The 12,493-nt window shown below is 49.4% G+C and carries 8 protein-coding genes; 4 read left to right on the top strand and 4 right to left on the bottom strand.

What is annotated here, in order from left to right:
- Nucleotides 1-372: 372 nt before the first annotated feature.
- From KSW37_RS01150 to KSW37_RS01160, 3 genes are read right to left on the bottom strand one after another with little or no spacing between them, the layout of a single operon-like run.
- Nucleotides 373-1,710 (bottom strand): hypothetical protein, encoded by a 1,338-nt coding sequence (locus KSW37_RS01150; RefSeq protein ID WP_217313029.1) that lies wholly within the window; start codon nt 1,708-1,710, stop codon nt 373-375.
- A gap of 44 nt (nt 1,711-1,754) precedes the next feature.
- Nucleotides 1,755-2,975, bottom strand: coding sequence for a DUF5689 domain-containing protein (locus KSW37_RS01155; RefSeq protein ID WP_217313028.1), 1,221 nt, complete (start codon nt 2,973-2,975; stop codon nt 1,755-1,757).
- Between the two features lie 36 nt (nt 2,976-3,011).
- Nucleotides 3,012-5,612, bottom strand: coding sequence for a TonB-dependent receptor (locus tag KSW37_RS01160; RefSeq protein ID WP_217313027.1), 2,601 nt, complete (start codon nt 5,610-5,612; stop codon nt 3,012-3,014).
- A gap of 644 nt (nt 5,613-6,256) precedes the next feature.
- On the opposite strand from KSW37_RS01160, the gene KSW37_RS01165 reads away from it, so the two are divergent.
- The 3 genes from KSW37_RS01165 (at nt 6,257) to udk (ending at nt 8,944) form a co-directional block, all read left to right on the top strand.
- Nucleotides 6,257-7,327 carry an endonuclease/exonuclease/phosphatase family protein gene (locus tag KSW37_RS01165; protein ID WP_217315232.1) on the top strand — a complete coding sequence of 357 codons (1,071 nt, stop codon included), beginning with the start codon at nt 6,257-6,259 and terminating at the stop codon, nt 7,325-7,327.
- A 251-nt stretch (nt 7,328-7,578) separates the two neighbouring features.
- A complete protein-coding gene (locus KSW37_RS01170) occupies nt 7,579-8,151 on the top strand; it encodes a uracil-DNA glycosylase family protein (protein WP_217315231.1) in 573 nt (190 codons plus the stop codon).
- A 169-nt stretch (nt 8,152-8,320) separates the two neighbouring features.
- Complete coding sequence (udk, locus tag KSW37_RS01175; protein WP_117691549.1) at nt 8,321-8,944, top strand: uridine kinase; 624 nt, start codon at nt 8,321-8,323, stop codon at nt 8,942-8,944.
- A 676-nt stretch (nt 8,945-9,620) separates the two neighbouring features.
- Here udk and KSW37_RS01180 read toward each other — a convergent pair.
- Complete coding sequence (locus tag KSW37_RS01180; protein WP_217315229.1) at nt 9,621-10,895, bottom strand: hypothetical protein; 1,275 nt, start codon at nt 10,893-10,895, stop codon at nt 9,621-9,623.
- Nucleotides 10,896-11,369: 474 nt separating this feature from the next.
- Between KSW37_RS01180 and KSW37_RS01185 the strand changes: the two genes are divergently transcribed.
- On the top strand, nt 11,370-12,218 hold the full coding sequence (locus KSW37_RS01185; RefSeq protein WP_217315372.1) for a hypothetical protein: 849 nt from the start codon (nt 11,370-11,372) through the stop codon (nt 12,216-12,218).
- The last annotated feature ends 275 nt before the right edge of the window (nt 12,219-12,493 follow it).

Here is a 12,493-nt window from a genome sequence, read left to right on the forward strand (position 1 = left end):
TTCTTCTTCTTTTTAAGAAATATTTTGGAAAAGAGCGTTGTTGTCCGTTAGGCGTTCCGGCGGATTTGCAATCCGCCGTTAAAAAAGGCTCGACCTCTTTATCGCGGATTTGCAATCCGCAGCCGTAGGCTTTTCATATCCCCAATGTCTTGATGTAGCATTCTCGCTTGAGGCGGATTGCAAATCCGCATTAAATAGGTCGAGCCTTTTTTGTCTGCGGATTTCAAATCCGCAGGAACGCCTAGCGGGCTTGCGTTTCTCCTGCCAACTATGTTTTCGATGGATAAGAAAAAGAAATCCCCATCGCCTCTGTTTGCGTAGAGGACGATGGGGATCAGTATTTTTTCTAATACATAATATCTACTAGGGGAATTACTTTGCGTATACGATTTCCATCTTGGCAATACGGAGCTGAACGCCACCGCCTGTACCGCTGAATGTATTTGTATAGGTTGCTGTATTTCCTGAGAATACTACAGTAGCAGTTTCGTTACCTACAGCATTCCAGTTCTTGTTTGTATCGTATGTGCATGTAAAGATAATCTTTGCGATAGGCTTGCTGGCTGTGAAAGTCATCTTGTTGTTTGCATAGATACGCAACTCATTAAACTTTGAGTTGTAAGCAGGAGCGTTTGTACCACTGTTCTTGTCAAATGCGATAACTGTGCCGTCAGACAATTTGATCTCTGTAGGAGTAGCATCAGGTTTCAATGCGCTGACGTCATCAATCTTAAGGCTTTCGCCGGCTGTTACACCGCTATTAGCCAACGTTACGGTCAGGTCGTTGATAGTAATACCTGCGCTTGTTCCTGGTGTTGGGTCTGGCTTAACCTCACCGCCGCCTGTACCTTCACCTTCAATCTTAACGATAGAGCTGGTCTTGTCAACCTCCATGATATCATTTCCGTTCTTGTCGGTGAACTTCATGATCTTACCCAGGATAGTAACCTTCTGACCCACCTTCAAATCTTCCTTAGAAGCGAAGTCTGCGCCGTTTAGTCCCTTACCAGAGTAAACCTGCATGTCCTTGCTCTTGCCATCGTCTGAGATGTAATAGGTGATGCTCTTGTATGTCTCATTATAGAAAGCAACATCTGAGATGATACCTGTCAGGTAAACCTGTGTAGTAGGCGCTGTGCCAGCCTTGATGACTGCGATAGCTTCTGCCACGTTGTATGGGTCACTGAGAGAACCCTTACCAGTTGCTGGAGTATCAGGAGTTGTAGTTCCTGTGTTCTCGATAGAGATGATGGTGCTGTTCTTGTCGATTTCATTGACAATAGTGCCATCATTCTTCGTGAATGCCTTGACGATTCCTTTTACTACTACGGTCTGACCAACTTTCAAGTCATCCTTGGAAGAGAAGTTTGCACCATCCTTGCCTTTGCCAGAGTATACTTCGATAACATCTGAAGAACCCTCGTCTGCGATGTTATATGACAAACTGCTATAGGTTGCGTTGAAGAAAGTTACGGCTGTAATCTTACCCTTTACGCATACAGCTGTAGAAGGTGCTGTACCTGCCTTGATGAGGGCGATGGCTTCTGTTACAGTATATGGATTGCTTTCAGAACCCTTTTGGTTAGGATCTGTGGTTCCTGGACCAGCAGGCTGAGTAGGCAGTGTATAAGGCTCTGGTACGTCCTCGCAGCTGCTGAATGTGAAGGCAGCCATTGCCGCCATCAAAACTGAAAATATATACTTTTTCATATTATTGTCTTTTTAAATATTGTTACTATTTTGATAATCAGTAATTACTTGATAGAGATGAGATTGCCACCCTTAATCTCTTTGGTGCCGTTATAATCAAGCAGGGTGCCTGATACAACCACCTTCTTGCCTGGTACAAGGATTTTCTTGGTTTCCTCTGTCCACTTTGCACCATCGATGTTGAAGCAACGGAATACCTCGAGCGTCTTGCCTTCTGTATCCTTACCGTCGTCTGAGATAACGAATGTACCGTTACCATACGTGCCTGTATCTACATCTTTCACCTTTACGATGATACCGGTAGCATAAACCTTTGCATCGCCTGCTGTACCGGCATTGATCTTCTCCAGTGCCTGAGCCACAGTGTAAGGCTTCTCCAATGTACCGCCTGTTTCTGATGCCTTCAGGTCATCCGTGCTGCGAAGCACAATCTGCCAGGTGTTATTGTAACGGGTGAAGATACCGGTGATATCGAATACACCCTGTGGAACCACCTCGTTGGCAAACTTAGAATAACCCGAGTTGCGCACTACCAGGTTGCTGCTGCTGATCTTCTTGCCCGTTTCGGCATCAATCAGTTCCAGACTCGTATTGGTATCATCTGGTGCCCATACGTTTGTACCGTTGGCAGAAGCAAACTTCACCTTCTTCAGGGTCATCAGCTTGCCCACGTTAGCATCCATATAGGCTGCATCAGTAAGCTTTGTCAGGTCAAACTCCTCTGGCACTACCGTGCTTGCATCAGCCTCGCCAGGGTTCAGAATCTTGAAGTGCTCGTTCCAGATGGCACGCTCTATCTTTCCCATACCCAGACTTCCATCTGAGAGCTTGGTATTCACACCGCCAATCTGAGGCAACTTCTTGTAACTTCCGATATAGAGACCCTTCAGATTTACGAGAATCTCCTGACCGACAGGAAGATAACCCGACAGGCCACTTCCGTTGATGGCAATGATGATAGCGCCGGATGCATCCTGTACGCTCACCTGATTGTAGATATTGCCACTGACATCATTGCCCGTCACTACCGCCTTGATCATCATGTCCTTCTCAATCTGCTTGTAGCCATTGTCGCTGTTGATAATCGTAGCAAACTGGGTCTTCAAATCTGCTATGCTGATCACATTCTTCTCCCTCAGGCTGTTGTTGCCATATGGAGCTGCAGGCACCTTCTCGGTCAGGTCTGGGTCAGCATAACCGTCGCCCATACACGACCCCAGGGTCAGTGCCAGGAATGCCAATGCTATGAATTTTATCTTTTTCATTGTTCTTTCTTTTTATTGTTATAGAGAAACTGCTCTTTAGAATCTGTAAGATACCTGGAACATGCCGTTGGTACCCCAGGTGTAATACTTCTTAGGATTCTTAGAGAACTGGTAGAGGCGAGGATTCTTCACGTTGCCGTTAGCATCCAGTGTATAGCTTGAACGAGAGTTCTGCTCATATCCGCCTGTTACGATGGTCTGGTTGTTCAGCAGGTTGGTAATCATGAGGTTGAAGTTGAGAGAACCCTTCTTCAGTCTCACGCTCTTGCCTATGCTCAGGTCAACCATCCATCCTCCGTGACCCTTCTCCTGGGCTACAGCATCCTCAGTCCAGCTCATACCGTCGAGTGTAGTAGGAGCAAAGATTTCAGGGTATGCCTTGTAGGCAGCCTGGCGGTTGGTCAGCACCTTCTCATATCTGTAGCTTGGAGAATAAGAGAGGTAGATGCGGTCGTAGTAGTTGGCATTGAGGTTGACGAACCATCCGTTTACGTGGGCATCGAGACCGATGCTTCCCACTGTGAGCGGTGTGCCACTCTCGCGCATATTCATCACGTAAGCCTTGTCCTGGTAAACCTCAGCACTCTTTGAGAGCATGTATACGGCGTTTACATTGTTGATGTTCTTCGCCTCGCTCATAGCGCCCAGAGTCTTCAGGTCGAGCCATGATGTGAGCTTGATCTTAGCGCCCACCTCTACACCATAGTATTCCTTCTTCAGTCCGGTCATGCTCACGTAGGTGAATGAATTCTCATCATCGTTGTAGAAGTTCTGCCATTCCGTAACGTTCTCCAGTCGGCTGTAGTATCCGCTCACGTTGGCACTCAGCCATGCATTGCGATACTGGTAGCTGAATTCTGAGCTGAAGATGCGCTCGTTCTTGAGGTTAGTCACGAAGTCGTTGCTGATTTCAGGCGAGATGAAGGCTGTGCTTGCCATCGGCGCACGCAGCTCGTATCCGGCTCCGATGCTGAAGGCATGGCCTCTGCCCATATCCACGTTCAGGCTTCCCTTTACGCCACCGTCCAGGAAGTTGGCTGTGCCGCTCTTGCCCTGGCTGTTGTTCGGTGCCATACCGTTGCGCATGTAGCCGCGGCGGTTCATGCCGGTATATCCGATACGTCCGCTCAGCATCGCCTTCATGTTGTAGAATTCGGCTGTATAGGTGCTCCATGCGTTTGCCTTGTTCACGTCGATGCGATAGTCGTAACCGAACTTGTCGCCCTCGTAAACCAGCTTGCCTGTGTTGTTAGGACCGGCTGTGTTCAGGTCGTACTGCACACGTGGGTCGGTCTTAGGATAATCGCCCAGGGCATAGGTGTTGATGTTGTGGAAGATGGCACCGCCCAGCATGTCTTCCAGTGTCTGATAGTGCTGGTTGGTACTCTTTCCGAGCATGATACCCGTGGCCAGGTTCGATTTCTTGGTCAGCTTGGTGTTCAGAACGGATGACAGGGTCAGGGTCAGGTTGTCGTTGTGCTTAGCCTGAACATAGTAGAGCAGATCCTGTCCGTTCTTGGCTGCCTGCTGGTTGGCATAGTACAGTCGGTCCCAGTTAATCTGTCGGTTCTGCTTGCTTGCCTGCCAGTAGTTTACGGCGTTGTTCCAGTTTTCCCAGGTATACATGTTGTTGCCGTTCTTGTAGTCGCCCCATACATAGTAGTTGGCAGATGGCATGTTCTTCCAGTAGTCTGGCTGTGGATTCTCTGCGTTGTTGTAGTTGAGCTTGGTGCTCTTGTACATAGAGTATTTTCCGAACACCGATGTGGTGAGCTTCATCTGGTCGTTGATTTCCCAGTCCCATGTAGCGATAGCCGAAGGGGCAAAGTCGTTCACTACGCGTGAGTTTCTCTTGTGTCCGTTCTGGTATCCCCAGTATGGGTTATACTGGTAGTCGTTTGCCAGCCAGTAAGCCTCGTCGGTAGATGCTCCCTGGGTGCTTCTTTCTGTCGGGTTACCCCATGTAGAGAAGCTCAGCGAGTGGCCGTTCATCCACTTCTTCTGCACGCCGAAGAAATAGGAGAGGGCGTTGTAGAAGGTTCCCTCTACGTATCCCCGGTTAGCCCAACGGTAGGTGAGACCGGCTGTAATGGCCCATCCCTTCTCGTTGAATCCGCTGGAGTAGGAGTAGAGTCCGCGCAGGGTATAGTTGCGGTTGGCAACACCTACGCTGGCATACTGTCCTTCCTGCATGCTTCCGGCACGGAAATCATAGTTGTTGGAGCCTGCCATGCCCGTCATCGAATAGCCGTTGGCTTCGAAAGGCAGGGCGAAGTCTACGTTTCTGGAGAATCGGTTCAAACCGCCGATGTTGGAGAAACGGAACTGTCCGGTCTCCATATCGTTCATGGAAGCACCGTTGATATAGACATCGTTGTACTTCTGGTTGAAGGCACGGTAGCGGAAACGTGCTGGCGAGAACAGATAACCTGCCTGGCTCGCGTATACGTTGCTGGTAGAATTGAGGATGGTGACATTGGATGACATGTCATCGTCCTCGCCCAACTGTGCCTCGGAGAAGGTGAAAGCATTCTCGTCGAGTCCCTGTGCTACGTTCTGGTCAGTCTTTTCGTTCTGAGCCATAGCCAATGAACACGAGAAGAGCGCTAACATTGCTAAGTTTACTTTCTTCTGCATAGTTTATATGTATTAAGTATTAATAAACCGGCAACAGCAGTCTTTTTGAGCAGTGATGATATATGTCCCGCTAGGTCTTGTTTAGGCGATAAGGGGACTTACCGTGGTCCCTGGTCTTGTATCTTCTGTTCCGATTCAATGTGTTTAATGCTGCAAAGTAACAAAAAGTTTTTTGAAAAATGAATTTATTTATGTTAAAAATGCATGAAATCTGAAAAAATATTCGTTTTTATGGAGATATTTCCGGTTTTTTAGGTATCTTTGCTGCCTGTTACCTCACCGTGTTAAGGTGAACATAATATATATAATAAGGTATACATTAATAATTAACTGAACTTTCGCATGTGGTTCAAGTACGGGCTGAAGGCCCAAAAGCTCCAGAAGCAGCACGCCCTGAAAGGGCAGAAGCTCCTAGCCCAGGGCATCGCCCTGGGTATAATGGCAATCAGTAAGGCGCCCTGTAAGGGCAAAAGCTTTATGCTTTGTCTGGAGTTTTAAAGCTTTTGCCCTTACAGGGCGACAGGTTTGCGTCCGTAATTACCCAGGGCGCTGCCCTGGGCTAGGGGCTTCTGCCCTTTCAGGGCGTGTGGAACTCACTTGGCGTGTGGAACTCACTTGCGAAAACTTGAATAATTAATATTAGTATGAGAAAACATTTGCTCTTGCTGGCAGCCCTCCTCATGATTGGGCTGGGCGCTACGGCACAGAAAAAGAAGTCGCAGACTTCCGGTAATAGGCAGTATCAGGTGTATGCTGTGGGTTTCTACAACCAGGAGAACCTCTTCGATACCTGCCATGATGCCGGTAAGAATGATTACGAGTATCTCCCTGCTAAGGGATGGAATGGTATGAAATATACCAATAAACTCAAGAATATGTCGCGTGCACTTGCCGACATGGGTACCGATGTGCTGCCTAACGTGGGCTGTGCCTTCATCGGTCTGTCTGAGGTTGAGAATGCCAACGTGCTGAAAGATCTCACCGCGCAGCCGCCTCTCAAGGCTAGAAACATGCAGTTCTGCCATATCGAGGGTCCCGATAAGCGAGGCATCGATTGTGCGCTGCTCTATAATCCGGCACTCTTCACGGTGAAGAATACCCGATTGGTGCCTTATGTACAGGAACTCGCCAAGGATTCTGCCTACAAGACCCGTGGTTTCCTCACCGTTCGTGGTGAGCTGGCGGGCGAGGATGTGGCGGTTATCGTATGCCACTGGCCAAGCCGTTTCTCCGGTTCGTTCTATCGCGAGAGCGGAGCGCGCCAGACTAAGGTGGTAAAAGACAGTCTGCTCCGTCTGAACCCGGCGATGAAAGTGTTCGTGATGGGTGATATGAACGATGATCCTACCAACGCCAGCATGCACAAGGTGCTGAAGGCGAAGGCTGAAATCAGCGAGGTTGGTGCCGATGATATGTACAATCCATGGTACAACATTCTGGCTAAGGAGGGCAAGGGAACCCTGTTCTACAGCGGTTCATGGAATCTCTTCGACCAGATTGTCATCACGCCTAATCTCCTGAACAAGGATAGTAAGCACAAGGACTACAGCTCTTTGAAATTCTGGAAGAACCATATCTTCCGCCGCGATTACCTCATCCAGCAGGAGGGCCAGTACAAGGGTGCTCCTTTGCGTACCAAGGCGGGTGGCAGATGGCTCAACGGCTACAGCGATCACCTGCCGGTAGTGATGTACTTGGTGAAGGAAAAGAAGTAAAGTAGTTGATAGTTTATAGTTGATAGTTTATAGGCACGGATTACGCGGATTACACGGATTTATGGCTCTGAGGCCAATATTCCGCACCGAACTTTCGCATGTGGTTCAAGTACGGGCTGAAGGCCCAAAAGCTCCTAGCCCAGGGCGATGCCCTGGGCTAGGAGCTTCTGCCCTTTCAGGGCGTGTGGGGCTTACTTGCGAAACTTGAATAAGCTAATCATAAAGTTCAAAGCTCAAAGTTCAAAGTAGAAATGGTTGAGAATCATCCTTTTGAGCCGTGGCTGCCCGAGAATGCGCGGCTGCTGATGCTCGGCACGTTTCCGCCTGCAGAAAAGCGGTGGTGCATGCCCTGGTATTATCCTAACTTCCAGAATGATATGTGGAGGATATTCGGGATTATCTACTTCCAGGATAAGCTCCATTTCGTGGATGTAGAGAAGAAGACCTACCGCCTCGATGCCATCAGGGAGTTCCTGGGGGAGAAGGGCGTCGCCATCTATGATACCGCACAGCAGGTGATACGTACCAAGAATACGGCATCCGACAAGGACCTGCAGATTGTGCAGCCCGCCGATCTCGACGGCATGCTCCGCCAGCTGCCCCATTGCAGGGCGGTGCTCACAGCCGGTCAGCTTGCCACAAAGGTATTCTCTGAACACTTCGGTATCAGGGAAAAGCCTGAGATGGGAGGTTACGCAGAATTCCAGTTCGAGGGTCGCAGGCTCCGTCTGTACCGCATGCCCTCCAGCTCCCGTGCCTATCCCATGGCAGTGGAGAAGAAGGCTGAATTCTACCGCAGGATGTTTGAGAAGGAACTTCTTTGAAGTGAAGAGTGAAGAACGAAGAGTGAAGAATTCAATAGTCTGATGGCGCCGCACGCCCTGAAAGGGCAGAAGCTCCTAGCCCAGGGCATCGCCCTGGGTAATAAGGGTAGTAAGCAAGGCGCCCTGAAAGGGCAAAAGCTTTATAGACATAAATGAAAGAAGAAAGAATATGAAAGATAAAGTGACCGTTATTGGCATTGCGGGAGGCACAGGCTCCGGCAAGACCACTGTGGTGAAGAAACTCGTAGAAGTGCTGCCGCCTCATTATGTGGCTGTGGTGCCCCTCGATTCATATTATAACGATACCTCGCAGATGACCGAGGAAGAACGTCATCAGATCAATTTCGACCACCCGTCGGCATTCGATTGGAAGCTTTTGCACCAGCAGCTCGCTGATCTGCGCGCTGGCAAGGCGATAGAGCAACCCACCTATAGTTATATCAAATGCAACCGTGAACCGGAAACGGTTCACGTTGACCCCAAACCGGTTGTGATCATCGAAGGCATCATGACGCTGGTGGACAAGAAGTTGAGAGACCTGATGGACCTGAAGGTGTTTGTGGATACCGATGCTGATGAGCGTCTGATACGCAACATCCAGCGTGATACCATCGACAGGGGTCGCACCGTATCGATGGTGGTAGACCGATACCTGAAGGTCCTGAAACCGATGCACGAGCAGTTTATCGAACCTACCAAGCGCTATGCTGACATCATCATTCCGCAGGGTGGCGAAAACCTCAAGGGCATCGGTATCCTCTGCAAGTATGTAGAGGGATTGATAGAGAAATAAAAATATTTTTGGTTCAAGCATTGCATTTCTTTAATGCAATAACGTTTATGAGACAGGGCGGCCTTCTTCGTGAGAAGAGGTCCGCCCGCTTTGTTTTTATCCCAGTCTGGCTATTCAAGTAGTTCAGTTAGCTAACTCAAGTAGTTCAGTTAGCTAATTCAAGTGGTTCAGTTTGCTAACTCAAGTAGTTTTGTCAGCGAATTCAGCCGTCTCAGTTAGCTGATTCAGCCGTCTCAATAAGCCTACGGATACGTCTGCGCTAGCCGGCGCAGTAATATCCGTACCCCGACGCAGTAATATCCGTATCCCGACGCAGTAATATCTGTATCCCGACGCAGTAATATCTGTAACCCGACGCAGTAATATCCGTACCCCGGCGCAGTAATATCCGTACCCCGATGCAGTAATATCCGTGAGCCAGCGCAGCACAACGTGTGGTCCGTTTTCGCTAGGTCCCATCATAACCATATTCTGCAAAGATCTTCTTGCTTTTTGCAAGAAGATAAGCTGAAAAACGTGATAGATGAAGGCTATTAGTGATGGATAGCGTGATGGATATTGTAAACATTTTGTCCATCCATCACGCTTTCCTAAATAGATAATTCTCTTATTATCAGGTGATTAATATTTTGATAAGAGAAAAAGTGAGGGATGTGAGGGATAAAAACTTTAAAGATTATTCCTCTTCCTCCTTCTCAAAAGCCTCTACGAATGGCTGGTGGAAACTCTGGAAAATGTTGAGATACTCGGCTCTCACCTCATCATCCTCATCAAAAAGATTCAACTCGCCACGCTTGTGAGCCTTCAGCATACTGCTGTAACGGCGAATCTTACGCTTGTAGTTCCTTGCCAGCAACGCATCTGCCTGAACAGGATTCTGACTGACATACGAAAAGGCACAAAGCTGCTTCATAAACATGTCGAACACCGGATTGTCATGACTCCAGTCATCCTCATTCAGCCAGAACCACTGGAAATGATACTTCTGCTCCAATGCCATCAGATGCTGGCCCAGCTCGTCAATCTCCATGCCCTTCTGCATCTGCTCCTCAGCAAACGCTACCAGAGAGGCTGCATCCACATTCAACTCAACCTCGTGAGAAAGCGTGGTGCCCTCAATCTGAATGCGCCAACGGTAATTCCTGTTCTTGATGAGCGCAGAATTCGTGTTCATCAGCAACTCAGAAAGCTTGCCCTCGGTAGGAATCTGACCCACTACCGAAAGACGGTCGCGCTGGTTGCGAACCACCAGCTGATGGTCCTCATGGCGCAATACACACATGTAAACCAGTCTGTTGCTGTCGAGCTGAAGGGTGAAACGGTCGTTGTTGTCATCGCCCACAAATTCGTAGGTGTAGTCATCCACCTTATCCTGAGGAATGCTCAGTTCGCCATGAACCTTGTTGCCCTCGGCATCGAAGAGCGAGAAACCGATGTAAGGAATCTGAAGACGGAGAACCACCGGATTGCCTCCATCCTCTGGAATCAGGGTAACAGCCAGTCCGTCATCACCGAAATCTTCCTTGCGGCATACGAATCCGTCATCCGTCTTCTCAGCCTTCTCCACCTTCACCTCGCCGTGGTGCCACCAGAGATCGAAGGTGATGGTCTGGTCGTCCTCAGCGGTTACATGGATGAAATCATCGATGTCCTGACCCAGGTAAACCACCTTGGCAGGCTCAATCTCCTCATCATCATCGCCCAGCGCGCGCACCCACACCTCGCCCGGAATAGGATCATCTTCCCATTCGGCAGCAGCAGGGGCTGCAGTAGACTTGAAAACGAGGAAAACCATTCTTTCTTCCTCCCTCGTGCCATCTTCGCGGCACGTGAAGCACTTCGCCTCCTTGGGGATGAAGAATGGGGTTAACAGGTACGGGTTTTTGCATAATGCGGTATACTCTACCTCGGTCCATACCGGGAGAGCGTGTGTATTAGTCTTGTCTGTCATATTTTCTTGTTGCATATAATTCTTGAGTTGGTTCTATTCCTGTTCATCATCCGGCGGGTGTGGCAGGATGATGGGGTGTTGGTCCCAAAAAACGGGTGCAAAGGTAATGCAAAATTGAGACACTACAAAATATATCACCTATTTTTTTAATTATTTTACGATTCAATATTTGGCTCTTCCAAAAAATAGTTGTAGTTTTGCATTTGAATAATGATTAGAACTTTCGCATGTGGTTCAAGAACGGGCTGAAGGCCCAAAAGCTCCTAGCCCAGGGCATCGCCCTGGGTATGATGGCAATCACAAGACGCCCTGTAAGGGCAAAAGCCTTATGTTTTGCCTGGAGTTTTAAAGCTTTTGCCCTTACAGGGCGACAAGTTTGCGTCCGTAATTACCCAGGGCGATGCCCTGGGCTAGGGGCTTCTGCCCTTTCAGGGCGTGTGGAACTTACATGCGAAACTTGAAATGAACAGAAAGATGAAAATCAAGACAATACTCACGCTGGCGCTGGCCGCCACAACCCTCGCAGCATGCCACAGGGGTAAGAAACCACCACGTATGGACAATTCGAAACTCGCCATCAGCCTCTCAAAACCGGCTAAGGGCGACAGGGCTATCTACGGACTTGCCTGCCTGGGCTGCTCGGATACCGCCCTGGTGCTGCTGCCCAACGGCGGAGGAGACCCCGTAAGATACAACATCCTGGATGCCACACGCAACCATCAGGTGTTCGGAGATATAGAGGTGGGCGACTGGGTTTGCGTGATGCCATGCGAGGAGAAGGATGAGAAGAACCGCGCCGACATGGTGATAGACCTGGACCAGCTGAAGGCCACCTGGACCTATCCGGTGATGCCGAAGCTGCGCGATGTATCGCATCTGAACAAGCGCCAGCAGGCGAGAATCCTTGCCAACATGCCCGACAGCATCGTAGATACCTATATGGTGCCGCGCCAGTATGGCTTCACCCTGAAGCGCATGAGCGAGGCGATGGCCGTGGGCAGGGTGATGGTAAACAAGGATGTGGATGACGACAGTCCGGTAGAATATCCTGCCGTACCTCAGTATACGGAATGGCATGCCTACAACGGCAAACTGATTCTGGTGCAGGGCCAGCGCGAGCTGGATGGCGTGGTGATGAATGAGAAGACGAAGCGCGATACCTTTACCTTTGTATATATGAAGGGCGACAGTCTGGCTCTCTCAGACCGTGAGGGCCGCATCCAGGGTTTCCACCGCTCGCTCGATGCGATGAAAGCCAACGCCAAGGCCCATGCCGCAGCCGAGAAGCTGAACAGCAAGATGAAGAAGGAAATATTGAAGTAAATACTGAACTTTCGCAAGTTTTGTCCCATACGCCCTGAAAGTTTTCGCCATACGCCCTGAAAGTTTTCGCCATACGCCCTGAAAGGGCAGAAGCTCCTAGCCCAGGGCATCGCCCTGGGTATAATGGCAATCAGCAAGGCGCCCTGTAAGGGCAAAAGCTTTGTATATTGCCAGGTATTTGAAAGCTTTTGCCCTTACAGGGCGACAGGTTTGCGCCTATAAACACCCAGGGCGATGCCCTGGGCTAGGAGCTTCTGCCCTTTCAGGGCGTGTGG

The sequence above is a fragment of the Segatella copri genome (assembly GCF_019127135.1).
In the GTDB taxonomy this organism is placed as follows: Bacteria; Bacteroidota; Bacteroidia; order Bacteroidales; family Bacteroidaceae; genus Prevotella.